This window comes from Streptomyces sp. NPDC051822, assembly GCF_044452745.1.
Classification (GTDB): domain Bacteria; phylum Actinomycetota; class Actinomycetes; order Streptomycetales; family Streptomycetaceae; genus Streptomyces.
This window is the reverse complement of sequence record NZ_JBITBZ010000005.1, coordinates 328754-351621: the sequence shown is the minus strand read 5'-3', so window position 1 is coordinate 351621 and position 22868 is coordinate 328754. Positions and strand designations below refer to the sequence as shown.

20 protein-coding genes are annotated in these 22868 nt (G+C 73.3%); 10 read left to right on the top strand and 10 right to left on the bottom strand.

Translation table 11 applies throughout. The features are described from left to right. Positions 1 to 77: 77 nt before the first annotated feature. Complete coding sequence (locus ACIA8N_RS19035; protein ID WP_365787003.1) at positions 78 to 530, top strand: pyridoxamine 5'-phosphate oxidase family protein; 453 nt, start codon at positions 78 to 80, stop codon at positions 528 to 530. A gap of 297 nt (positions 531 to 827) precedes the next feature. Then, the gene (locus ACIA8N_RS19030) at positions 828 to 1832 is read left to right on the top strand and encodes a phosphotransferase (protein WP_365787035.1); all 1005 of its coding nucleotides are present in this window, start codon (positions 828 to 830) and stop codon (positions 1830 to 1832) included. Between the two features lie 30 nt (positions 1833 to 1862). On the opposite strand, the gene ACIA8N_RS19025 is transcribed toward ACIA8N_RS19030, so the two are convergent. Next, positions 1863 to 3467 carry a protein kinase gene (locus ACIA8N_RS19025; protein ID WP_365787001.1) on the bottom strand — a complete coding sequence of 535 codons (1605 nt, stop codon included), beginning with the start codon at positions 3465 to 3467 and terminating at the stop codon, positions 1863 to 1865. Positions 3468 to 3742: 275 nt separating this feature from the next. Between ACIA8N_RS19025 and ACIA8N_RS19020 the strand changes: the two genes are divergently transcribed. The 7 genes from ACIA8N_RS19020 to ACIA8N_RS18990 all read left to right on the top strand — a co-directional run bounded on the left by ACIA8N_RS19020 (position 3743) and on the right by ACIA8N_RS18990 (position 11387). Further along, positions 3743 to 5377 (top strand): protein kinase, encoded by a 1635-nt coding sequence (locus ACIA8N_RS19020; protein WP_365786999.1) that lies wholly within the window; start codon positions 3743 to 3745, stop codon positions 5375 to 5377. A 203-nt stretch (positions 5378 to 5580) separates the two neighbouring features. Beyond that, complete coding sequence (locus ACIA8N_RS19015; protein ID WP_399416703.1) at positions 5581 to 5976, top strand: hypothetical protein; 396 nt, start codon at positions 5581 to 5583, stop codon at positions 5974 to 5976. Positions 5977 to 6001: 25 nt separating this feature from the next. Further along, the gene (locus tag ACIA8N_RS19010; protein WP_399416701.1) at positions 6002 to 6301 is read left to right on the top strand and encodes a hypothetical protein; all 300 of its coding nucleotides are present in this window, start codon (positions 6002 to 6004) and stop codon (positions 6299 to 6301) included. Between the two features lie 95 nt (positions 6302 to 6396). Further along, positions 6397 to 7038 (top strand): PadR family transcriptional regulator, encoded by a 642-nt coding sequence (locus tag ACIA8N_RS19005; RefSeq protein WP_365786994.1) that lies wholly within the window; start codon positions 6397 to 6399, stop codon positions 7036 to 7038. 98 nt (positions 7039 to 7136) lie between these two features. Further along, positions 7137 to 7871 carry an ABC transporter ATP-binding protein gene (locus tag ACIA8N_RS19000; RefSeq protein WP_365786992.1) on the top strand — a complete coding sequence of 245 codons (735 nt, stop codon included), beginning with the start codon at positions 7137 to 7139 and terminating at the stop codon, positions 7869 to 7871. Then, positions 7868 to 10741: an FtsX-like permease family protein gene (locus ACIA8N_RS18995; protein WP_365786990.1), complete on the top strand. Its 2874-nt coding sequence runs from the start codon at positions 7868 to 7870 to the stop codon at positions 10739 to 10741. Before ACIA8N_RS19000 ends, ACIA8N_RS18995 begins: the two co-directional genes overlap by 4 nt. Positions 10742 to 10838: 97 nt before the next feature. Then, positions 10839 to 11387, top strand: coding sequence for a bacterial proteasome activator family protein (locus ACIA8N_RS18990; RefSeq protein WP_030210302.1), 549 nt, complete (start codon positions 10839 to 10841; stop codon positions 11385 to 11387). 100 nt (positions 11388 to 11487) lie between these two features. Here ACIA8N_RS18990 and ACIA8N_RS18985 read toward each other — a convergent pair whose 3' ends face one another. The 7 genes from ACIA8N_RS18985 to pdhA all read right to left on the bottom strand — a co-directional run bounded on the left by ACIA8N_RS18985 (position 11488) and on the right by pdhA (position 19650). Next, positions 11488 to 12468 carry an NAD(P)H-quinone oxidoreductase gene (locus tag ACIA8N_RS18985; RefSeq protein WP_365786988.1) on the bottom strand — a complete coding sequence of 327 codons (981 nt, stop codon included), beginning with the start codon at positions 12466 to 12468 and terminating at the stop codon, positions 11488 to 11490. A gap of 48 nt (positions 12469 to 12516) precedes the next feature. After that, positions 12517 to 13578, bottom strand: a complete 1062-nt coding sequence (locus ACIA8N_RS18980; protein ID WP_365787032.1) for a potassium channel family protein — start codon at positions 13576 to 13578, stop codon at positions 12517 to 12519. A 20-nt stretch (positions 13579 to 13598) separates the two neighbouring features. After that, positions 13599 to 14990 carry a molybdopterin molybdotransferase MoeA gene (locus ACIA8N_RS18975; protein WP_365786986.1) on the bottom strand — a complete coding sequence of 464 codons (1392 nt, stop codon included), beginning with the start codon at positions 14988 to 14990 and terminating at the stop codon, positions 13599 to 13601. Next, positions 14987 to 15841, bottom strand: coding sequence for an NTP transferase domain-containing protein (locus tag ACIA8N_RS18970; protein ID WP_365786984.1), 855 nt, complete (start codon positions 15839 to 15841; stop codon positions 14987 to 14989). Before ACIA8N_RS18970 ends, ACIA8N_RS18975 begins: the two co-directional genes overlap by 4 nt. A gap of 175 nt (positions 15842 to 16016) precedes the next feature. After that, complete coding sequence (locus ACIA8N_RS18965) at positions 16017 to 17444, bottom strand: dihydrolipoamide acetyltransferase family protein (protein ID WP_365776832.1); 1428 nt, start codon at positions 17442 to 17444, stop codon at positions 16017 to 16019. Beyond that, positions 17444 to 18490 (bottom strand): alpha-ketoacid dehydrogenase subunit beta, encoded by a 1047-nt coding sequence (locus ACIA8N_RS18960; RefSeq protein ID WP_365776830.1) that lies wholly within the window; start codon positions 18488 to 18490, stop codon positions 17444 to 17446. Before ACIA8N_RS18960 ends, ACIA8N_RS18965 begins: the two co-directional genes overlap by 1 nt. Next, on the bottom strand, positions 18490 to 19650 hold the full coding sequence (gene pdhA / locus ACIA8N_RS18955; protein ID WP_030210319.1) for a pyruvate dehydrogenase (acetyl-transferring) E1 component subunit alpha: 1161 nt from the start codon (positions 19648 to 19650) through the stop codon (positions 18490 to 18492). Before pdhA ends, ACIA8N_RS18960 begins: the two co-directional genes overlap by 1 nt. 177 nt (positions 19651 to 19827) lie before the next feature. Here pdhA and ACIA8N_RS18950 point away from each other — a divergent pair, with 177 nt between their 5' ends. Beyond that, complete coding sequence (locus tag ACIA8N_RS18950; protein ID WP_365776828.1) at positions 19828 to 20418, top strand: Lrp/AsnC family transcriptional regulator; 591 nt, start codon at positions 19828 to 19830, stop codon at positions 20416 to 20418. 102 nt (positions 20419 to 20520) lie between these two features. Here ACIA8N_RS18950 and ACIA8N_RS18945 read toward each other — a convergent pair whose 3' ends face one another. Both ACIA8N_RS18945 and ACIA8N_RS18940 read right to left on the bottom strand, forming a co-directional pair. Continuing rightward, complete coding sequence (locus tag ACIA8N_RS18945) at positions 20521 to 21114, bottom strand: TetR family transcriptional regulator (RefSeq protein ID WP_030210323.1); 594 nt, start codon at positions 21112 to 21114, stop codon at positions 20521 to 20523. Then, entirely contained in the window at positions 21114 to 22748 is a 1635-nt protein-coding gene (locus tag ACIA8N_RS18940; RefSeq protein WP_365776826.1) for a 3-hydroxyacyl-CoA dehydrogenase, read from the bottom strand. The genes ACIA8N_RS18945 and ACIA8N_RS18940 overlap by 1 nt, the downstream gene beginning before the upstream one ends. Between the last annotated feature and the right edge of the window lie 120 nt (positions 22749 to 22868).

Below are 22868 nucleotides of genomic sequence, written 5' to 3'. Positions count from 1 at the left end.
TTCGGGACCTACGTCCTTCCGAAGGCGGGGCGGGGGCCCCTTTCCCGACACGGTGTCGCTGGCGGAGAGTGGATGCCATGTCCACCGACGAGATCCGCGCCCTCGAGCTGCTGCACCGCGTCTCCTACGGCCGGGTGGCGACGAGCATGCGGGCGATGCCGTTCGTCGCCCCCGCCCGCCACATCGTGGTCGACGGCCGCGTCCTGCTCCTGATGCACCGGGGGCTCGGCTACCACCGCGCCTGCAGCGGCAGCGTCGTCGCGTACGGCGCGGACAACTTCGACTCCGGCTCCGAGCACCTCTGGTCCGTGCAGTTCACCGGCACCGCCGAGATCGTCGAGCCGACCGAGGAGGAACGCGCGGCCTTCGGTCCCGAGCCCGAGCTCGTGGACGGCGAACCCTTCACCCCGGTCTACATGCGGATCGAACCTCAGTTCGTGACGCTCCACGCGCTCGACTACGCGAGCGAGACCCCGGCAACCCGTCCCGCCGCCCGTTCCGTGCGGCGACACCTCCACCACGTAGCGTGATCTAACATCTGGCGGGTGCCGCGCTCATCTGAAACGCTCGCCTCGCCGGCCGCCCGGCTCCCCGGCGCCCCACCCGCTCGCCCCGGTGCCATCCCACCCGCCCGACCCGGTGCCATCCCACCCGCCCGACCCGGCATCCCAGCCGCCCGGCCGGCCGCCGGACCCGTCCGGCCCGCCGTCACACCGGTCCAGCCCGCCGCGGCACCCGCCGTCCGGCCCGCCGCAGCGCCCGTCCGGCCCGCCGTCCCCGCGCCCGGCAGGGCCCCCCACGCCACACCCGCCCCGCCCGTCGGCGCCCTGCTGCGCCGCCACCGGCACGCCGGGGAGCCCCTGGCGTGCGTACCCGTCGCCGAGGGGCTCCTCAACCGGGGCTTCCGCCTCTCCACCACCCGCGGCACCTACTTCCTCAAGCAGCACCTCGACGCCCCCACCGCCGACCGCGCCACCATCACCCGCCAGCACCGCGCCACCCAGCGGCTGCACGCCCTCGGCCTGCCCGTCGCCCCGCCCCTGCCCGACGCCACCGGGCGCACGGTCGCCGTCATCGACGGCCACTGCTACGCCCTGCACCCCTGGATCGACGGCCGCCACCGCGACGGCACCCAGCTCTCCACCGGCTGCTCCCGGCGCCTCGGCACCCTCCTCGGCCAGGTCCACACCGCCCTGGACCGGGTGATGGAGCCACCGGAGCACCCGGGGCCCGACGGGACGTGCGGGGCCGACGACGGCGGGCGTGCGAGCGCCGACCTCCAGGACACGTTCCTGGCCATCGATGAGCTGATCCGTCTCGCCCGCGCGCACCGCCCCCACGACAGCTTCGACGCGCTCGCCGAGCACCGGCTCAGGGAGCGGCGCAGGCTCCTCGCCCAGCACGCCCACCACCGGCCGCCGCCCGCCGAGGCCGCCGGCTGGGTGCACGGCGACTTCCACCCCCTGAACCTGCTCTACCGGGGCGCGGAGCCCGCCGCGATCGTCGACTGGGACCGGCTCGGCGTCCGCCCCAGGGCCGAGGAGGCCGTCAGGGCCGCCGCCATCTTCTTCGTACGGCCCGGGGGTGAGCTGGCCCTGGAGAAGGTGCGGGCGTACGCGCGGGCGTACCGGCGGGCGACGGGCGCCGACCGCGCCGAGCTGGCGGCGGCGGCGCACCGGGTGTGGTGGGAGCGGCTCAACGACTTCTGGACGCTGCGCTGGCGCTACCAGCTGCACGACCGAAGGGCCGACCCGCAGTTTCCCGCGGTGTCGGCCCTGGCGGTCTGGTGGACCCGTGAGTACGAGGCGGTACGCGACGCCTTCACGGGGTGAGACCGGGCGGGAAGGCCCCGCCCGTACCGGTCATTCGGTGCCGTTGTCGTCGCCCGTCGGGGGCGGGTCCTGGTTGCCGCCGTCGGTGGCGCCGGTCGACGTGCCGGTCGACGGCTCGCCCGTCGGCTCGGTCGGCGGCGCGGTCGTCTTCGTCGGATCGCCCGTGGGGTCGGTGGGCGGCGCGGTCGTGGTCGTCGGCTCGCCCGTGGGCTCGGTGGGCGGCGGGGTCGTGGTCGGCGGCGTCGTCGTCACCGGCGGCGGGGTCGTGGTCCAGGTCTGGTCGCCGGTCCACGTGCCCGGGTCCGACGACGGCTGCTCGGACGGCTCCTCCGAAGGAGCGGGCTCCTCGGAGGCCTTCGAGGGGGTGTTGCTGACGGTCGGCTTGTCGACGCCCGTCTTCGTGCCGTTCTCGCCCGCCTTGTCGAGGGCGAAGAAGACACCGGCGACCACGGCGATCACCGCGAGCGCGGCGAACAGCCACACCTTGCCCCGGCCACCGCCACCACTGCCACCGCCCTGCGGGCCGTAGCCACCGCCGCCCGTACCGCCGCCGTCGTATCCGCCGTACCCGCCGTCGTCCGGGTTCATCGGCGGAAGGAGCGGGCCCTGCGCGGTCTCGCCGTGCATCGGGTGGCCCATGGCGCTCGTCGCGGCCATGCCGCCGACGGGGGTGTGCCCACCCTCGTGCATCACGACGGGTCCGGTGTTCCACGTGCCGGTGTGGCCGCCCTGCTGCTGGAGCATCTGCAGGCCGTACTGGATGAGGCCGCGCATCTCCTCTGCGCTCTGGAACCGGTCGTCCGGGTCCTTCGCGAGCGAGCGCATCACCAGGCCGTCCAGCTCCGGCGGCACGGAGTGCGTGACGTCGGACGGCGGGACCGGTACGTCCTGGACGTGCTGGTACACGACGGACAGCGGGGTCTCACCGGTGAACGGGGGACGCAGCGCGAGCAGTTCGTAGAGGAGGCAGCCCGTCGCGTAGAGGTCGGAGCGGTGGTCGACGGCCTTGCCGAGCGCCTGCTCGGGGGAGAGGTACTGGGGCGTGCCCATGACCATGCCGGTCTGCGTCATCGTCGACTGCGCGCCGTGCAGGGCGCGGGCGATGCCGAAGTCCATGACCTTCACGGCGCCGGCGTGGGTGATGATCACGTTGGCGGGCTTGATGTCGCGGTGCACGATGCCGTGCTGGTGCGAATAGGCCAGCGCCTCCAGGACTCCGGAGACGATGATGAGGGCCTGCTCGGGCCCCGGGGCCTCCGCGCTGAGCAGCAGGTCGCGGATGGTGCGGCCCTCGACCAGCTCCATCACGATGTACGGCACGGGGCGGCCGGCCACCAGGTCCTCGCCGGAGTCGTACACGGCGACGATGGCGTGGTGGTTGAGACCGGCGACGGACTGGGCCTCGCGGGTGAAGCGCGCCTTGGACACCGGGTCCTCGGCGAGATCGGCGCGGAGTAGCTTGACGGCGACCGTGCGCCCGAGGCGTACGTCCTCGGCGGCGAAGACCTCTGCCATGCCGCCGCGGCCCAGACGGTGCGTCAGCCGGTAGCGGCCGTCGCCGACGACGCCGCCGACGCCCCAGGACTCCGCTGACGCGTCCGGCACACCGCCACCTGATCCGGATTCGGGTGCCATCAGTCCTCGCCGTCGTCTGTCGTGCCGTGTCCAGTCGTCACGCTACAGGCTCCGTACGACATCACGGTCCGAGATGGACCGGCCATCCAACCCCGCCCACGTACGCCTGTGCAAATTCGGCGGGTTTCCTCCGCCACTTCGGAAACGGTTCGGCGAAGCTTCCTGTGCGGAGGGTCACGGAACGGGCACCCGGCTTGACGTGTCACTGCCCTGGGGCAGACTTGGCCAGTAAATTCCGGATCAACGCCGCCACGCGCGCCTAGGGGGAAGCACAGATGAGCCAGGACGGCGCACAGGGCCGCTATGCGGGCGGTTCGGTCGCGGGCGGCCGGTACCAGCTGCGCGACCTACTCGGCGAGGGCGGCATGGCGTCGGTGTACCTGGCCTACGACAGCGCGCTCGACCGGCAGGTCGCCATCAAGACGCTGCACACCGAGCTCGGCCGGGAACAGTCCTTCCGCGAGCGCTTCCGGCGCGAGGCGCAGGCGGTCGCGAAGCTGTCGCACACCAACATCGTCTCGGTCTTCGACACCGGCGAGGACACCCTCGACGGCGCCGTCATGCCGTACATCGTCATGGAGTACGTGGAGGGGCAGCCGCTCGGCTCGGTCCTCGCCGCGGACGTGCAGCAGTACGGCGCGATGCCGTCGGACAAGGCGCTCAAGGTCACCGCCGACGTCCTCGCCGCCCTCGAGGTCAGCCACGAGATGGGGCTCGTCCACCGCGACATCAAGCCCGGCAACGTGATGACGACCAAGCGCGGCGTGGTCAAGGTCATGGACTTCGGCATCGCGCGGGCCATGCAGTCCGGGGTCACGTCGATGACGCAGACCGGCATGGTCGTCGGCACCCCCCAGTACCTCTCCCCCGAGCAGGCCCTCGGGCGCGCGGTGGACGCCCGGTCCGACCTCTACTCGGTCGGCATCATGCTCTTCCAGCTGCTCACCGGCCGTCTTCCCTTCGACGCCGACTCCCCGCTTGCCATCGCGTACGCGCACGTGCAGGAGGAGCCGGTCGCCCCGTCCACCGTCAACCGGGCGGTGACGCCGGCGATGGACGCGCTCGTCGCCCGCGCGCTGCGAAAGAACCCGAACGAGCGGTTCCCGAGTGCGGCGGCGATGCGCGACGAGTGCCTGCGGGTGCTCTCGGCCGGTCAGACCGGCGCCCCGGTGATCGTCCAGGGCGGCCCGGTCACCAGCGGCGCGGGCGTCGGATCCGCGGTGTTCCCGCCCGTCGGCCAGACGCCGCCGCCCACCCCGCACGGCGTGCAGCAGCCCTACCAGCCGGGACCGTACGGCCCCGCGACCCCCGCGCCCGCCCCGTCGTACGGCTACCCGCAGCAGGCGCCGACCCCTGTGCCGGCGTACCAGACCTCGGCTCCCGCGCCGGCGCAGTACCAGACCCCGGCGCCCGCCCCGTACGCCCCGGCGCACACTCCCGCCCCGAGCGGCGGCGGCTCCCGGCGGAACACGCCGGTGCTGGTGGGCGCGATCGTCGTGGCCCTCCTCACGATCGGCGGCGTCTTCCTGATCGTCAACCAGAAGGACGACGACCCGAAGGCGGGCGGCACCGGGGGCACGGGCACGACCACGGAGACCCAGACCGCGGCTCCCGGCCACAAGGGCCCGGACCTGACCAAGACCATCGACCCGAAGAAGTGCACCCAGCCGACGGAGTCGAACGACGACCCGGAGAAGTTCGAGGTCCCGAACTTCACCTACAAGAACTTCCAGTCGGTGCAGGCCTGCGTCCAGGCGGCCGGGTGGAAGATCATGGTCCAGACCCCGGTGGACGAGGCGACGTACGGCGAGGGCACGGTCCTGCAGCAGTACCCGCCGGCGGGGGAGGACATCACCGCCAAGGACGCCGAGTTCACCCTCAGCATCTCCACGGGCAACCCGCCGCAGTAGGCCGGACGCCCACCCGGGCCTTCCTCCGCCCCTGCGCGTACACCCGCTGCCGCCGTCCCGGATGCCGGAAATCTCCCGTCATGTGACGCTGAATCGACCAGTCGGCGCCTCGGTACGGGAGGGGGTCACCCGGTGACTCCAGCATTCCGCAGGGCACGAGCGCGGGCTCTCGGCCCCGCGCTCACCTGCGTGTTCGCCTGCGCGTGCACCCTGTACGCCGCGCCCCCCGGACACGGGGAGAGCCCGGCGTACGGGGCGGGGGCGACCGGCACATCGGTGGGAACCACGGCGCCACCGCCACCCATCGGCACCACCCCGGCGGCGCCCTCCTCGCCGCCTCCCCCGTCGCCCTCCGCGCCCCCCTCCTCCGGCGCGCCGTCCGCGACCGCCACCCGCTCCGGGACGCCCGCCGCGACCCGCCCCGGCACGCCCTCGGGCTCCGCCTCTCCCGGGCAGACCGGAGTCACCGGTACGCCTCCGCCCCCGGCGCCCGCGCCGACCGGCACCGGGGCACCCGCCGCGTCCGCGTCGACCGCCGGGCCCAGCGACGCCCCCGCCCCCAGCGGCTCCGCCTCCCTGGCCGGCAGGCCGGCCGGTGAGGGGCGGCCCCGGCCTGGCCGCTCCGTGCCGCCCAGCCCGTCCGAGACCGCCACGGAGCCCTCCGCCGACGCCTCTCGTACCGAAACGGCAACAGACCCCGGCGCCCAGGAGATCGAAGAGGACGAGGCCGAAGCGGTACGCGAGGAGGACCCCGTCCGGACGGAGGCGGTACCCGCCAGCCGGCCCGCCGCCGCGCCGCGCATGGCGGCGGAAGCGACGCCGCCCCTCGTCGACCAGCGGATTCCCGTCCTCACCCTGGGCGTGGGACTGTCCTTGATGGGGCTCGGGATCGGTTTCCTCGGGGTGCGGATGCGCCGCCGCTGAGCCTTCCGGCCCGCCCGGGTCCCCCTTGAGGCGGACCCGCCGCTTCCGTCTCAGGACGGTTGTCGTCGCGGACATACCCGGTATACATACTGAGTATGTCGATCCGCCACGGGCTCCTCGCCCTCCTCGAACACGGCCCTCGGTACGGCTCCCAGCTCCGTACGGAGTTCGAGTCGCGCACCGGTTCCACCTGGCCGCTCAACGTCGGCCAGGTCTACACGACCCTCAGCCGGCTGGAGCGCGACGGCATGGTCGCCCAGGGCGGCGAGGACGCGGCCGGACACGCGCTCTACGCGATCACCGACAGCGGTCGCGCCGAGCTCAGGGCCTGGTTCGAGGAGCCGGTCGACCGCACCAGTCCCGCCCGTGACGAGCTGGCCATCAAGCTCGCCATGGCCGTCGGCGCACCCAACGTAGACATCCGCGACGTCATCCAGTCCCAGCGCCACCACACCGTGAAGGCGATGCAGGACTACACCCGCCTGAAGGCCCAGGCGCTCGTCACCGTCGAGAACGGCGGCGCACAGGAGCGGGGCGACGTGGCCTGGCTGCTCGTCCTGGAGCAGCTGATCTTCCAGACGGAGGCCGAGGCACGCTGGCTCGACCACTGCGAGTCCCGGCTGATCCGCCTGTCCGCGACAGCCGCGAGGACCACGACGACCACTTCGACCGCGGACACCCGGGGCACACCGGCCGCGCCCGCCCCGGCCACACCGCCCGCGGCCGGGGCGCGCTGACCGCACGACGGCGCCCGCCCCGTACCGCTCTCGCACCACCTTCCACCGCTCGTTCCCGTACCCGGCCGACCGCCGGGTGCGTCCAAGGGGGACCCCTCATGTCCGCACAGCAGCCCGTGCTGCAACTCCAGAACCTGACCCGCGTCCACGGCGCGGGTGCCACCGAGGTGCACGCCCTGCGCGGCATCGACCTCGCCGTGTACCCCGGTGAACTCGTCGCCGTCATGGGCCCCTCCGGCTCCGGCAAGTCCACGCTCCTGACCATCGCGGGCGGCCTCGACACCCCCACCTCCGGCCGGGTGATCGTCGAGGACACCGACATCACCACCGCGAGCGTCAAGGAACTGGCCGCCCTGCGCCGCCGCAGCATCGGCTACGTATTCCAGGACTACAACCTCATCCCGGCCCTGACCGCCGCCGAGAACGTGGCCCTCCCCCGTGAGCTGGACGGCACCTCCGCCCGCAAGGCGCGCGTCGAAGCCCTCAAGGCACTGGAGGAGATGGGGCTCGGCCACCTCGCCGACCGTTTCCCCGACGAGATGTCCGGCGGCCAGCAGCAGCGGGTCGCCATCGCCCGCGCCCTCGTCGGCGACCGGCGGCTCGTCCTCGCCGACGAGCCGACCGGTGCCCTCGACTCCGAGACCGGCGAGTCCGTGCTCGCCCTGCTCCGTTCCCGCTGCGACGCGGGTGCCGCCGGTGTCCTCGTCACCCACGAGCCGCGGTTCGCGGCCTGGGCCGACCGTGTCGTGTTCCTGCGGGACGGCGCGATCGTCGACCAGACCGTGCGCAACGACGCCGAGTCCCTGCTGTCGGGCCAGGTGGCCGAAGCGTGAAGACCTGGCTCCACTCCTGGCGGGCCGCGATCCGCATCGCCCGGCGCGACGCCTGGCGTTCCAAGGGCCGCAGCGCCCTCGTCCTGGCGATGATCGCCCTGCCGATCCTGGGTGTCAGCGCCCTCGATCTGACCTACCGCAGCTCCGAACTCTCCCCCGCCGAAAGGGTGGAGCGGTCGATGGGCGCGGCCGACGCGATATTCCGGGACGCCCAGGTCGAGGGCGTTCCGATCCTTCAGGACCCGCAGGGCGAGATGCACACGCCGGCCAAGGACTATAAGGACCAGGCGTGGCCGAACGGCCCCACCGACGTCACCAAGGCGATCCCGGCGGGTTCCACCGTCCTCACGGACCGCTCCGCGCAGGCCAAACTGACCACGGCCCACGGTCTGCTCACGACCGAGGTCCGTGAGCTGAAGGCGTCCGACCCGATCACCCGCGGCATCACGACCCTCCTCTCGGGGCGTTACCCGGAGAAGACCGACGAGGTCATGGCGACCTCGCACTTCCTGGAGGCCAGCGGTCTGTCGGTCGGATCGACCCTTTCCGCCCGCAACTTCGACCGTACGTATCGGATCGTCGGCTCCTACGAACTTCCCGACTCGCTCGCCACCGCCCAGGTCAACGCGCTGCCGGGAGCCTTCCTCGCCCCGTACGCGAAGGCGGTCGAGAAGTCCGGTCTGCCCGCCCCCGGCAACTCCACCGCGTACCTGGTGAAGAAGTCCGGTGGTTTCACGTGGAACACGGTCCAGCAGATCAACACCAAGGGCGTCGCGGTCACTTCCCGTGCCGTCCTCCTCGACCCGCCCGCCGAGTCCGAGGTGCCGCTGTACGCGAAGGACGGCTGGGGGTCCTGGGACTCCAGCCCGGGGGCCGACGCCGCCGAACTCGCCGCCGTCGCCACCGTCGTCGGCCTGGCCATGCTGGAGATCTGCCTCCTCGCCGGACCCGCCTTCGCGGTCGGCGCCCGCCGCTCGCGCCGCCAGCTCGGTCTGGTCGGGGCCAACGGCGGTGCCCGCAGCCACATCCGCGCCATCGTGCTGAGCGGCGGTCTCGTCATCGGCGTGGCCGCGGCCGTCATCGGCACGGTCCTCGCCGTGATCCTCACGCTGGCGTTGCAGCCGGTCCTCGAGGACGTGATGGAGCAGCGGTTCGGCGCCTTCGACGTCCGGCCGCTCGAACTCCTCGGCATCGCGCTGCTCGCCGTCCTGACCGGTCTGCTCGCCGCCATCGTCCCGGCGGTGACCGCCTCCCGGCAGACCGTCCTCGCCTCCCTCACGGGGCGGCGCGGTGTCCGTCGCAGCAGCCGCGTCCTGCCCCTGATCGGCCTCGCGGCCGTCCTCCTGGGCGGCGCGATCGCGCTCTTCGGCTCGATCGCCACGGAGTCGTTCGTCATCGTCGGGGGCGGCTCCGCCATCGCCGAGCTGGGCGTCGTCGCCATGACCCCGGCCCTGGTGGGCCTCTTCGGCCGGACCGGACGCTGGCTGCCGCTCTCGCCGCGGCTCGCGCTGCGGGACGCCGTCCGGAACCGTGGGCGTACGGCCCCCGCCGTCGCCGCCGTCCTCGCCGCCGTCGCGGGCACGGTCGCCGTCTCCACCTTCATGGCCAGCAGCGAGGCACAGAACAGGGCCGCCTACGAGGCCCGCCTGCCGCACGGAGCGGTCTCCACCTTCGTCATGGAGGAAGGCGGGCGGGACGTCCCCGCGGTCCGCGAGGCGGTCCAGCGCTACCTCCCCGTCGACGTCCGCGCCGACGTCGAGCGGGTCTCGGTCGGCAAGCCCGGCTGCGACCCCTGGGGCGGCGGCGGCCAGGGCTGCGGCCGCTACGAGGTCGTGCTTCCCAAGGCGAACGAGTGCCCGCTGTACGCCACCGGCCTGCCCGGCGCCGGCGACCCCAGCGAGAAGTACACCCCCGACCAGCGACGCAAGATGATCACCGAGGACTGGCGGTGCGCCCAGTCCTCCGGCGGTGGCTGGGTCTCCGTCGACGGCGGCCTGCTCGTCGGTGACGCGAAGGTCCTCCAGGTCCTCGGCGTCGACGACCCGGGGGCCGTGAAGGCCCTCGCCGAGGGGAAGATCGTCTCCTTCTCCCGGGCCGAGATCGACAAGAACGGCACCGTCGGGATCAAGCAGGTCACCGACATCGCCGCCGCCGACAAGGCCATGGAGAAGGGCCTGCCCGCACCCGGGAAGGTCAGCTCCGTCCCCGCGTACCTGGTACCCGAGGGGCAGAAGTCCTACGGCGTCCAGCTGCTGATGACCCCGGCCACCGCGAAGGCCGCCGGACTCGCCACCCTGCCGGCGGGTGCGTACTTCAGCACCGAGCGGATGCCGGGCACCGAGGAGCGCCAGAAGCTCGACGGGGAGCTCGCCAAGCTCGGCAGCAACGTCGATCTGCACGTGGAACAGGGCTTCGTCAACGACGACAGCCTCTTCCTGATCGCGCTGGCGATCTTCGCCGGCCTCGTCACCATCGGCGCCGCCGGCATCGCGACCGGCCTCGCCCAGGCCGACGCGGAGGCCGACCTGAAGACGCTCGCCGCCGTGGGCGCCCCGCCCCGGGTCCGCCGTACGCTCAGCGGCTTCCAGTGCGGAGTCGTCGCGGCGATGGGCGTGATCCTCGGATCGGCGGCCGGTGTGCTGCCGGCGATCGGACTCCGGCTCACCGAGGAGCGCGAGGCGATCGGCTTCTACGAGGAGGCGATCCGCCAGGGCTGGGACAACGGCCTGTCGGGCCCGCCCTACGTCCCGATCGTCATCCCCTGGGAGACCCTCGCGGGCCTGCTCGTCGCCGTACCGCTGGGTGCCGCCCTGCTCGCCGCCCTGGTGACCCGTTCGCGCGGCGCGCTGGCCCGGCGCGCGGCGACCTGACGTTCTTCGTTGCCGTCCTGTGCCCCTGTACGAGGGTGGATCACCCTCGTACAGGGGCACACCGTGTGGTGACGCGTATGTACGAGAGAATGGCGGCATGGAGATGCCGAGGAATGACAGGTCGCAGGAGAGCCCCCAGGTCCTCATCGTGGGACAGGACGGGATGGCACTCGGCGGCGTTCAGGGCGACGACGAACCCCGCGAGGTCCCGGTGACGGAAATGGTCGAGCAGCCTGCGAAGGTCATGCGGATCGGCAGCATGATCAAGCAGCTCCTGGAGGAAGTGCGCGCGGCACCTCTCGACGAGGCCAGCCGGGTCAGGCTCAAGGACATCCACGCCAGCTCCGTGAAGGAACTCGAGGACGGGCTCGCGCCCGAGCTGGTCGAGGAGCTGGAGCGTCTCTCCCTGCCGTTCACGGACGAGGCGATCCCCTCCGAGGCCGAGCTGCGCATCGCGCAGGCGCAGCTGGTGGGCTGGCTGGAGGGTCTCTTCCACGGCATCCAGACGGCGCTTTTCGCCCAGCAGATGGCGGCCCGCGCGCAGTTGGAGCAGATGCGCAGGGCGCTGCCGCCGGGCGCGTCCCACGACGATGACGACGACGACCGCGGCAACGGTCACGCGATCCGCTCGGGGCCGTACCTGTAGGACGTCACCCCACGAACGAGAGGGGCCCGGCACCGTGGGTGCCGGGCCCCTTCCTCGTAGCGCCTCAGGGCCTGTCCGACCCTGATCCGCCGGACAGGCCCTAAGGGGCGAGCAGTAGGACCTTGCCGACGTGGGTACCGGATTCCAGGGCTCGGTGGCCCTCGGCGGCGTCCCTCAGCGGCACCGTACGGTCGACGACCGGCCGGACCGTGCCCGCGGCCACCAACGGCCAGACGTGCTCCCGGACGGCGGCGACGATCGCCGCCTTCTCCTGCTCAGGGCGGGACCGCAGCGTCGTGGCGAGCACGGCGGCGCGCTTCGCGAGGAGCGCCCCGAGGTTCAACTCGCCCTTCACGCCGCCCTGGAGGCCGATGATGACAAGGCGGCCGTTCACGGCCAGCGCCTTCACGTTCCGCTCCAGGTACTTGGCGCCGACGATGTCCAGGATGACGTCCGCACCCACCCCGTCGGTCGCCTTGTGCAGCTCCTCGACGAAGTCCTGCTCGCGGTAGTCGATGAGGATGTCCGCGCCGAGATCGGCGCAGCGCGCCAGCTTCTCGGGGCCCCCTGCGGTGACCGCGACCCGTGCCCCGACCGCCTTCCCCAGCTGGATCGCCATCGTGCCGATCCCGCTCGCCCCGCCGTGCACGAGCAGCGTCTCGCCCGGCCGCAGGTGCGCGATCATGAAGATGTTGGACCAGACCGTGCAGGCCACCTCGGGAAGCGCCGCGGCCGTGGCCAGGTCGACGCCCTCCGGCACGGGGAGCAGCTGGCCGGCCGGGACGACGACCTTCTCCGCGTAACCGCCGCCGGCGAGCAGTGCGCACACCTCGTCGCCGACGGACCAGCCGGACACCCCGGGGCCGAGGGCGGCGATCCGGCCCGAGCACTCCAGACCCGGGTACGGGGAGCTGCCCTGCGGCGGGTCGTAGAAGCCCTGGCGCTGGAGCAGATCGGCGCGGTTGACGGCGCTCGCCACCACCTCGACGAGCACCTCGCCCTCGCCGGGTACGGGATCGGGCACCTCGGCCCAGACGAGGGCCTCGGGGCCACCGGGTTCCGGAATCGTGATCGCATACATGGCGGCGAGGCTACTCCCGCCGCCGCGCCGCGGTCCGGTGCCGGGTGCTCAGTCCTCCGGCGGCGTGGTGAGCGGGGTGACGGCGGCGGCGCGCACGATGGTGATCACCCGGTCGGTGAGCTGGAGCGGGCTGGCCGCGGGGTCGTCGTAGCCGAGCAGCCGGTGGCCCCGGAGCACGCTCACCACCAGGTCGCCGGTCTCCCGCACGCTCTTGCCGACCTCGCTCTTGGTCACCGGGCGCTCCACCAGGTCCAGGCCGGAGCCCTGCTGGATGAGGTCCTCCATCACCGTGCCGGCGCTGGGGCTCAGCACGGACAGGCCGAGCAGGCGCCCGGCGGCGCTGGCGCTGGTGATGACCGCGTCCGCGCCGGACTGGCGCAGCAGCGGCGCGTTCTCCTCCTCGCGGACGGCGGCGACGATCTTCGCGCCCCGGTTGAGCTGGCGGGCCGTGAGGGTGACCAGGACCGCCGTGTCGTCGCGCTGGGTGGCGATGACGATCTGCCGGGCCCGCTGCACCTCGGCGCGGAGCAGCACGTCGCTGCGGGTCGCGTCGCCGATGACGCCGACGAACCCGTCCGCGTTCGCCGTCTCGATCACCTTGTTGGAGGGGTCGACGATGACGATCTGGTCCTTGCTCAGCCCGGTCGAGCAGAGGGTCTGGATCGCGGACCGCCCCTTGGTGCCGAATCCGACGATGACGGTGTGGTCGCGCAAGGTGGACCTCCAGCGGTTCAGCCGGAACTCCTCGCGGGTCCGCTCGGTGAGGACTTCGAGGGTGGTGCCGACCAGGATGATCAGAAACAGCACGCGCAGGGGCGTGACCAGCAGGATGTTGGCGAGCCGCGCCGTGTCGCTGTACGGGACGATGTCGCCGTATCCGGTGGTGGAGAGCGTGACGGTCGCGTAGTAGGCGCAGTCGAGGAAGTCGAGCGTCCCGTTGGCGTTGTCGTGGTAGCCGTCGCGGTCGACGTAGACGATGAGGATGGTCAGGAACAGCACGCCGAGCGCCATGAGCAGCCGTTTGCCGACCTGGCGCAGCGGCCTCTCGACGACCCGGCGGGGCAGGCTGACCCGGGGGCCGGCGATCCGCTCGTCCGCGTGGCGTGCCATGACGTCACGACTGGGAAGTTTCACGTGAAACACGCTCCTTGGGCCGGTACGGCCCCCTCTGCCGCCGGCCAGGGAAGGTCGAGGACATCCAGCTCCTGGCCGGGACGTGCTCCGCCCGGCGGGACGACGGCCAGGCCGTCCGCGGCGGCGATGCCCCGGAGCATGGCAGGTCCGTTGTAACGCAGGGGTACGGCCCGTCCGCCGCGGCGGACGACGGGGACGAGCCGCGTGTCGTGCGGATGCCCGTGCACCTCGTCCTGGACGGGTACGCGGGTGACCTCGTTCCCGGGTCCGAACCCCGGCCCGGGTCCGAACCCCGGCCCGGGTCCGGACCCGGCTCCGGGCCCGGCCTCGGCGAGGGCCGTGAGCAGCGGCTCGGCGAGGGTGAGGAGGCCGGAGACGGCGGCGAGCGGGTTGCCGGGAAGTCCGACGAGATGCCGGACGGGGCCGGTTCCGGTGGGCTCGGCGTCGAGGCGGGCGAGCAGCATCGGATGGCCGGGCCGGACCTTCACCCCGTCGACCAGGAGGGCGGCTCCGGCCCTGTCGAGCACCCTGTGGACATGGTCCACGGGCCCGGCGGCGGTCCCGCCGGTCGTGACGACGAGGTCGGCGCCGGAGCCGGTGACGGCGGCGTACAGCGCGTCGGCGTCGTCGCCGATCCGTCGGGTGGCGAGGACGTCGGCGCCGAGCGCCGTCAGCCAGGGGCCGAGCATCGGGCCGAGGGCGTCCCGGATGAGCCCGTCGTGGGGGAGTCCCTCCGTGAGCAGCTCGTCGCCGAGGACCAGGATCTCCACCCGGGGCCGGGACGGTACGGGCAGCTCGTCGTATCCGGCGGCGGCGGCGAGGCCGAGGACGGCGGGGGTCACACGGGTGCCCGGCGGGAGCAGCTCGTCGCCGGAGCGGCACTCCTGTCCACGGGGGCGGATGTCCTGCCCGGGTACCACCTCGCGCAGGGCGTGCAGCACGGTGGCGCCGCTCGCGGCACCCGCTCCTCCCTGTGCGGTCCGGGAGTGCTCCGTACGCACGACGGCGGTGGTCCCGGCGGGGACGGGGGCTCCGGTGGCGATCCGCACGGCCTCGCCGGCGGCCGGCGAGGCGGCGGGCGCGTGTCCGGCGAGCACGGCGCCGTCCTCGCGAACGGTCCACGGGCCCGGCCCGGCGACCGCCCAGCCGTCCATGGCGGAGGTGTCGAAGGGCGGCAGGTCGGTGAGGGCAAGGAGCGGCCCGGCGAGGACCTGTCCGAGCGCCTGGCCGAGCGGAACGCCCAGCGGCGCCCGTCCGGCCCGTGCGGCGGCGCCGGCGCGGACGGCGACGGCGCGCGCCTCCGGCCACGCGGTCGCCCGGTGCGGCTCTCCGGCCAGTGCATCGGCGGCTGTTCCCGGGGCCACCGGGAGGGGATCCTTCAGGTTCATCCGGCCTCGTCCTGCTCGGCCGCCCAGCGCTGGGCGAGCGCGGCGGCCTTGCGGGCGGCCTCCGCGACCGCCTCCGGACCGCCCTCGGCGCCCGCGCGGGCCGCCGCGTACCCGACCAGGAAGGTGGTCAGGGGCGCGGCGGGGCGGGCCACCCCGTGGGCGGCGTCGCGGGCCAGATCGAGCAGCACGTCGGTGTCGACGTCCAGCTCGATGCCCAGTTCGTCCTTGACTGCGGTGATCCATTCATCCAGCACGGTTCCATGCTCCCTGATGCGCGCGCGGGCCGTGGCGATGTCCTCCCAGGTGTCGCAGTCGAAGGAGGCCGATGGTCCGGCGGTGAGCCGGACGGGGCGGAGGACCTGGGTGAGGTGGCGCAACGGCATGTGGGCCAGGCCGCGGTGATCGTGCGTGAGTCGGACCAGCTCCCGGCGCAGCGGTTCCGTCCGGTACGCGGCGACGAGCGGCTGGTCCCGTCCCTCGCTGTCGGTGAGGAGGGCGACGTCCGCCTCGGGTGTCTCGTCGAGCGCCGCGAGGAGGCGCCGGACGGTGTCCCGGTCCAGGAAGGGCAGGTCGGCGGAGAGGACGAGGAGGGTGGCGGCGTCCGTCTCCCGGACTCCGGCGTCGAGGGCGGCCACCGGGCCGCCGCCGGGCGGCTCCTCGCGGGTCCAGCGGACGGGACGGAGCGTGGGGCGCGGATCGCCGACGACCACGGTGATGCCCGCGTCGGGGCAGGCGGCGAGGACCCGGTCGAGGAGGGTCCGTCCTCCGACGCGTACCGCGGGCTTGTCGGAACCGCCGAGGCGCCGGGCGGCGCCTCCGGCGAGCACGACGGCGTCGTATGCGGGGGTCATCCCAGCAGTATGGGGCGCGCGGCCCCACGGCCGCGCGCCCCGTCCCACTCAGAGAGACGGACCGGGCCCGCGGGCCGGAGGGACGGGCCGTCCGGGCCGTCCGGGCCGTCCGGGCCGTCCCTGGAGGGGGCGGCCCGGGCCGGCGTGGGCCGCCGCCGGAGGGACGGACGGGCCGTCAGAGCGTGCGGAGCAGGACCGCGGGCTGCTCGACGCAGTCCGCCACGTACCGCAGGAAGCCGCCGGCCGTTCCGCCGTCACAGACGCGGTGGTCGAAGGTGAGCGACAGCTGCACCACCTGACGGACGGCCAGTTCGCCCTGGTGCACCCAGGGCTTGGGGATGATCCGGCCGACACCGAGCATGGCGGCCTCGGGGTGGTTGATGATCGGCGTGGATCCGTCGACCCCGAACACCCCGTAGTTGTTCAGGGTGAACGTGCCGCCCGTCAGATCGGCCGGGCTCAGCGCCGACTGCCGGGAGGCCTCCGTCAGCCGGGCGAACTCCGCCGTCAGCGACTCCGCCGTGCGCGTCCCCGCGTCCTTGACCACGGGCACGACGAGCCCGCGCGGGGTCTGGGCCGCGAAGCCGAGATGCACGGACGGCAGCCGGACGATCTCCCGGGCTGCGGTGTCCACGGTGGAGTTGAGCTCGGGGAACCGGGCAAGGGCGTGGACGCAGATCCGGGCGAGGAGTGCGAGCAGCGAGATCTTCGGCCCGCCCGCCGCGTTCATCGCCGCGCGCGCGGCCATCAGCTCGGTCGCGTCCGCGTCCACCCAGCAGGTCGCGTCCGGGATCTCCGTACGGCTGCGTGACAGCTTGTCCGCCACGGCGCCACGGACGCCCCGCAGCGGGATCCGCTCACCGGCCGCAGCGGCGACCGACGGCGCGGGGGTGGCGACGGGCGCGGGCGCCTGCGCCACCGCCGGACGCTCCATGGCCGCAAGGGCCAGCTCCACGTCGGCCCGCAGGATCAGCCCCTCGGGCCCTGATCCGCGGACCTCCCGCAGGTCGAGCCCACGGTCCCTGGCCAGCTTCCGTACGAGCGGCGAGATGACCGGCACCGGGCCCTCGTGACCACCGGCACCCACGGCGACGGACCCCGGAGCGGCCACCGGCACGGGCGCGGGAACAGGAGCGGGAGCGGGGGCCGGGGCGGCGGGCGCGCGCTTCTGCGCCACGGCCGGCGCCACGGCCGGGCTCTCGTGCCGTACCCGACGACGGCGGGCGGCGGGCTCCGCCGTGCCGTACCCCACCAGCACGTTGCCCGACTGCTCCGAAGACCCGGAGGAAGCGGACCCCTCGGAGTCGGCTGAGACGGCAGGGGCGGCTGAGGCGGCGGCCCCGGACGCTGCCGTGCCACCCCCCACCGCGACCGTCAGGAGCGGAGCCCCGACGGGCAGTTCGGTGCCCTCCTCGCCGTAACGGGCGGTGACGACACCGCCGTACGGGCAGGGCACCTCGACCATGGCCTTGGCCGTCTCGACCTCGACGACCGGCTGGTCGATGGCGACGACGTCGCCGACGCTGACCAGCCAGCGGACGATCTCCGCCTCGGTGAGTCCCTCACCGAGGTCGGGCAGCTTGAACTCGAGCACCTGAGCCATCAGTTTCCCGCCTCCCACTGCAGCCGCGCCACCGCGTCGAGAACCCGGTCCACGCCCGGCAGGTGGTGGCGCTCCAGCATCGGAGGCGGGTACGGGATGTCGAAGCCCGCGACCCGCAGCACCGGCGCCTCCAGATGATGGAAGCACCGCTCGGTCACGCGCGCGGCGATCTCCGCGCCTGGCCCGCCGAAGCCGGTCGACTCGTGGACCACGACCGCGCGGCCGGTGCGCCGCACCGAGGCACAGACGGTCTCGTCGTCGAAGGGCACGAGCGAGCGCAGGTCGACGACCTCCAGGTCCCAGCCCTCGGCCTGCGCGGCCTCCGCCGCCTCCAGACAGACCGGCAGCGAGGGGCCGTAGGTGATCAGGGTGGCGCCGGTGCCCTGCCGCCGTACGACGGCCTTGCCGATCGGCTCCACGGGCGCGGGCGCCTCGGGGGACCAGTCGGACTTGGACCAGTAGAGCCGCTTGGGCTCCAGGAAGACCACCGGGTCGTCGGACGCGATGGCCGCACGCAGCAACCCGTACGCGTCCTCGACCGTGGCCGGGGTGACGACGTGCAGTCCGGGGGTGGCCGTGTAGTAGGCCTCGGAGGAGTCGCTGTGGTGCTCGACGCCGCCGATCCCGCCGCCGTACGGGACACGGATGACGATCGGCATCGGCATCGCGCCGCGCGTCCGGTTCCGCATCTTCGCCACGTGCGAGATCAGCTGCTCGAACGCCGGGTAGGCGAACGCGTCGAACTGCATCTCGACGACCGGCCGCAGGCCGTACATCGCCATGCCGACGGCCGCGCCGAGGATGCCGGCCTCGGCCAGCGGGGTGTCCGTGCACCGGTCCTCGCCGAACTCCTTGGCGAGCCCGTCCGTGACCCGGAAGACGCCGCCGAGCGTGCCGACGTCCTCGCCCATCACATGGACGGTCGGGTCCTCGGCCATCGCGTCGCGCATGGCGCGCTGGAGCGCCTGCGCCATCGTGGCCGGCTTGGGCTTTCCGGCGCTCGCGGCGGTCCTGCCCGCCGCGGGTCCGGTGGTCGCCGTCGTCATCACGCCTCACCCTCGGCTTCGAGCTCGGCGCGCAGCTGCGCCGCCTGTTCGCGCAGCTGTGTCGTCTGCTCCGCGTAGACGTGGGAGAAGAGGTCCATCGGGTCGAGCACCGGGTCGGCGTTCATCCGTTCGCGCAGCTCCGCGGCCATCGTCTCGGCGGCCTCCGCCGCCGCGCGCCTGCCGTCCTCGTCGAGCAGGCCACGCTCCGTCAGTTCTCTTTCGAGGATCAGGATCGGGTCGTGCGCCCGCCAGGTCTCGACCTCGCCGGCCGCGCGGTAGCGGGTGGCGTCGTCGGCGTTGGTGTGGGCGTCGATCCGGTACGTGATCGCCTCGACCAGGGTGGGGCCGCCGCCGCGCCGCGCGCGGGCCACGGCCTCGGTCAGCACCTGATGGACGGCGACCGCGTCGTTGCCGTCGACGAGCCGGCCGGGCATCCCGTATCCGACGGCCTTGTGGGCCAGCGAGGGCGCGGCGGTCTGCTTGGCGAGGGGCACGGAGATCGCGAAGCCGTTGTTCTGGACGAAGAAGACCACGGGGGCCTGCCAGACGGCCGCGAAGTTCAGCGCCTCGTGGAAGTCGCCCTCACTGGTGCCGCCGTCGCCGACCATGGCGAGCGCGACCACGTCGTCGCCCTTGAGCCGGGCGGCGTGGGCCAGGCCCACCGCGTGCGGCAGCTGGGTGGCGAGCGGGGTGCAGAGCGGCGCGATGCGGTGCTCGTGCGGGTCGTACCCGGTGTGCCAGTCGCCGCGCAGCAGCGTCAGCGCCTGGACCGGGTCGAGGCCGCGGGCGACGGCCGCAAGGGTGTCGCGGTACGAGGGGAAGAGCCAGTCCCGCTCCTCCAGGGCGAGGGCGGCGGCGATCTCGCACGCCTCCTGGCCCGTGGTGGACGGGTACACGGCGAGGCGGCCCTGCTTGGTGAGAGCGGTGGCCTGCGTGTTGTACCGGCGGCCGCGGATCAGCTCCGCGTAGAGCCGGAGCAGCAGCGCGGGGTCGGCGTCGGCCACGGCGTCCGTGCCGAGCACGCGCAGCGGCTCGGCGTCGGGCAGCAGCGGGGCGGGATCGGTACGCGGCTGCCAGGCCGGCGGCGGGGTGGGCCGGTAGGCGGGAACGGCACCGGGCGGCTCTTGGACTGTCGAACTGCGCTGTTGCAACGAGTCCACCTCCTCGTGGGAGCGGGCATAAGACCCGAAGGCGGGTGGCGCGAGTGTGGCGCGCCTCACCTACCGATTGTTCGGTCGTGGAGGCATTTTGGCTACAGGCACCTTCAGCCTGTGGACAAACGGTTCTCCACAGCCTGGGATAGAAGCAGGTCGTCCAGCGGAGAGAGGCGGGGGGACATGGCGGATGAACAAATGGCCGTCGACCGGAGCGGGGTTCCGGGCGACGAACCGGGCAGCACCCTCGGCGGGAGCGACGGAGAAGTGGCCGGCGAGGTCCTGAGCGCCCCCGTCGGCACCCCGACGGGCGCGCTTCCGGCACGCCCGCTGGACGCGATCGACCGGGACATCCTGCGCCTGCTGCAGACGGACGGCCGCGCCTCGGTACGCTCCGTGGCCGAACGGGTCCACGTGTCCCGCGCCAACGCCTACGCGCGCATCAACCGGCTCATCGACGACGGGGTGATCCGCGGCTTCAGCGCCCGCGTCAACCACGAGCGGGCCGGCCACGGCGCCTCGGCCTACATCACGCTCAAGATCGTCCAGAACTCCTGGCGCACGGTCCGCGAGCAGCTCAGGGCGCTGCCGGGCGCCACGCACATCGCACTCGTCAGCGGCGACTTCGACGTGCTGCTGCTGGTCCACACGCCGGACAACCGGACGCTGCGCGAGCTGGTCCTCACCAGGCTCCAGGCGATCCCCGAGGTGCTGTCCACGCGCACGCTGCTGGTCTTCGAGGAGACGGACCTCAACACGGACCCGCGCGCCTGAGCCCTGAAGGGCCGCTCCGGAGCCCGAGCCCTGAAGGACGGGTCTGAGCCCGGAAGGACGGGCCTGAGCGCGGAAGGACCTCGCCTCCGGAGCCGGACGGCCTCAGCGGGCCGTCCGCAGCCCGTCGAAGGCCAGGTGGGCGACGGTCTCGGCGAGCTGCTCGCGCTCCGCCGTCGCGTCCGGATGGGGCCGGTACCACTCCACGAGTGAATTGATCATGCCGAAGAGCAGCCTGGTCGCGAGCCGTATGTCCACATCGGCCCGCAGATCGCCCTCGTCGGCGGCCGCCCGCAGCAGCTCGGACACCCTGTGGTCGAACTCGCGCCGCCGCTCCATCGCCCACCGCTCGGTGCCCGTGTTGCCGCGCACCCGCAGCAGCAGCGTCACGTACGGCAGCTCCGCGATCAGCACCTCGACCGTCCGCCGCGTGACGTACTCGACCCGCTCGACGGCCCGGCCCCGTCCTGCGCCCGGCTCGTCGAGGATCGCGAAGAGCCCGTCGAGCGCCCGGCTGACCGCCCGCCGCAGCAGCTCCTCCTTGCCGGACACGTGGTGGTAGATCGACGACTTGGAGATCCCTGCCGCCTTGGAGAGGTGCTCCATGGAGGTGCCGTCGTAACCGCGCTCGTTGAAGACCCGCACGGCGACCGAGAGCAGCGTCTCGGGGGTGTACGTGTCACGCTTCGCCGTGGTCATCAGGAGTCCTCCCTGCCCTCGGCGTATCCCCGGCGCACGAGGGCGACGCTCGGCGCGTACCGCCCCGTCGGATACCGCTCGTGCAGCTCCCCGAGCAGGCCGCACGTGCGCTGGTAGCCGATCGTTCCGGCCCACTCCAGCGGACCGACCGGATAGTTGACCCCGAGCCGCATGGCCGTGTCGACGTCCTCGGCGGTGGCGACGCCCCGGTCGACCGCGTCGGCCGCGACGTCGGCCAGCATGGCGACCGTACGGGCCACGATCATGCCGGGCACGTCGCCGATCACGGAGACCTTCTTGCCGAGGGCCTGGAAGAGACCCACGGCCTCGGCGAGGGTCTCGGGCGAGGTTCCCTCCCTGGCGGAGAGCACGATCCGGCTCGCGCGCGCGTAGTCGAGCGCGAGGTCGAAGTAGACGATCTCCTCCCTGTGGTACTCGAAGGAGCTCTCGCCGTCCGCGAGGTTGAGCTCACCGCCACCCGGCAGCGTGATGTACCCGCCGTCGCCCTTCTTGCGCCGGACGGTGATCCCGGCCTCCTCGAAGAGCCCCACCAGCGGCTCCGCGGGTCCCAGGTCGCCCCGGACGACGATCTTCGCGGGCGCCTCGGCCGGCGCCGCCGTGTGCGGTTCGGGCCGCTCGGCGCCCTCCGCGTACGCGAACCAGCCCCGGCCCGTCTTGCGGCCGAGCCGGCCCGACTCGACGAGCCGCCGCTGCGCGAGCGAGGGCGTGAACTTCGGGTCCTGGTAGAAGGACTCCCACACCGAGCGGGTGACCGCCTCGTTCACGTCCTGTCCGATGAGGTCGGTCAGCTCGAAGGGGCCCATGCGGAAGCCGCCGCACTCGCGCAGGGCGGCGTCGATGGTGGCCGGGTCGGCCGCGCCCTCCTCGTAGACCCGCAGGGCCTCGGCGTAGAAGGGGCGGGCGACCCGGTTCACGATGAAACCGGGGGTGTCCGCGCAGCGGACCGGCGTCTTGCCCCACTCCTTCACCGTCGCGTACGCGCGCGTGGCGACGTCCGGGTCGGTGGCGAAGCCGCTGACGACCTCGACGAGCGGGAGCAGCGGCGCCGGGTTGAAGAAGTGCAGGCCGACGAACCGGCCGGGCAGCCGCAGCCCGCCGGCGATGGCGGTGACGGAGAGGGAGGAGGTGTTGGTGGCGAGGACCGCGTCGTCGCCGACGACCTTCTCCAGGTCGGCGAAGAGCTGCTGCTTGACGGGCAGCAGCTCGACGATCGCCTCGATGACGAGGGCCGCGTCCGCGAGCTCGTCGAGCCGTCCGGCGGCGTGCAGCCGCCGGACGGCGTCCTCGCGCGCGGGGGCGTCCAGACGCCCCTTCTCGACGAGCCGGTCGAGGCGGGCGGTGAGAGCGGCCACGGCCTCCTCGGCGCGGCCGGGCGCGCTGTCGTAGAGGCGCACGGGGTGGCCGGCGACCAGGGCGACCTGGGCGATCCCCTGGCCCATGGTGCCGGTGCCGACGACGGCGACGGTGCGGTCCCGGCCGACGGCCCGGGCGGCCTCGGTGACCGCCTCGGTGGCCTCGGCGGCCCCTGCGGCTCGGGTTCCTGCGGTCTGCGCGGCGGTGGGCTCACTGGCGGTCACGTCGTCGCTCCCCCTGACGGTCACGTTGGCGCTCATAGGGGTGATCCTCCCCGATGGGTTTTCCACAGGATCGACGGACCCCCTTGTCCCGACCGATCGTTCGGTTACTCTAACTCCGTACGTGTCTCCCTGCCCAGCTCGACGAGGAGTTGGTCC

Bases quoted from the DNA above. Each gene is read 5' to 3' on its own strand.
- ACIA8N_RS19035 (WP_365787003.1), top strand. From the start codon at position 78: ATGTCCACCGACGAGATCCGCGCCCTCGAGCTGCTGCACCGCGTCTCC.
- ACIA8N_RS19025 (WP_365787001.1), bottom strand. From the start codon at position 3,467: ATGGCACCCGAATCCGGATCAGGTGGCGGTGTGCCGGACGCGTCAGCG.
- ACIA8N_RS19020 (WP_365786999.1), top strand. From the start codon at position 3,743: ATGAGCCAGGACGGCGCACAGGGCCGCTATGCGGGCGGTTCGGTCGCG.
- ACIA8N_RS19005 (WP_365786994.1), top strand. From the start codon at position 6,397: ATGTCGATCCGCCACGGGCTCCTCGCCCTCCTCGAACACGGCCCTCGG.
- ACIA8N_RS19000 (WP_365786992.1), top strand. From the start codon at position 7,137: ATGTCCGCACAGCAGCCCGTGCTGCAACTCCAGAACCTGACCCGCGTC.
- ACIA8N_RS18990 (WP_030210302.1), top strand. From the start codon at position 10,839: ATGGAGATGCCGAGGAATGACAGGTCGCAGGAGAGCCCCCAGGTCCTC.
- ACIA8N_RS18985 (WP_365786988.1), bottom strand. From the start codon at position 12,468: ATGTATGCGATCACGATTCCGGAACCCGGTGGCCCCGAGGCCCTCGTC.
- ACIA8N_RS18980 (WP_365787032.1), bottom strand. From the start codon at position 13,578: ATGGCACGCCACGCGGACGAGCGGATCGCCGGCCCCCGGGTCAGCCTG.
- ACIA8N_RS18975 (WP_365786986.1), bottom strand. From the start codon at position 14,990: ATGAACCTGAAGGATCCCCTCCCGGTGGCCCCGGGAACAGCCGCCGAT.
- ACIA8N_RS18970 (WP_365786984.1), bottom strand. From the start codon at position 15,841: ATGACCCCCGCATACGACGCCGTCGTGCTCGCCGGAGGCGCCGCCCGG.
- ACIA8N_RS18965 (WP_365776832.1), bottom strand. From the start codon at position 17,444: ATGGCTCAGGTGCTCGAGTTCAAGCTGCCCGACCTCGGTGAGGGACTC.
- ACIA8N_RS18960 (WP_365776830.1), bottom strand. From the start codon at position 18,490: ATGACGACGGCGACCACCGGACCCGCGGCGGGCAGGACCGCCGCGAGC.
- ACIA8N_RS18950 (WP_365776828.1), top strand. From the start codon at position 19,828: ATGGCGGATGAACAAATGGCCGTCGACCGGAGCGGGGTTCCGGGCGAC.
- ACIA8N_RS18945 (WP_030210323.1), bottom strand. From the start codon at position 21,114: ATGACCACGGCGAAGCGTGACACGTACACCCCCGAGACGCTGCTCTCG.
- ACIA8N_RS18940 (WP_365776826.1), bottom strand. From the start codon at position 22,748: ATGAGCGCCAACGTGACCGTCAGGGGGAGCGACGACGTGACCGCCAGT.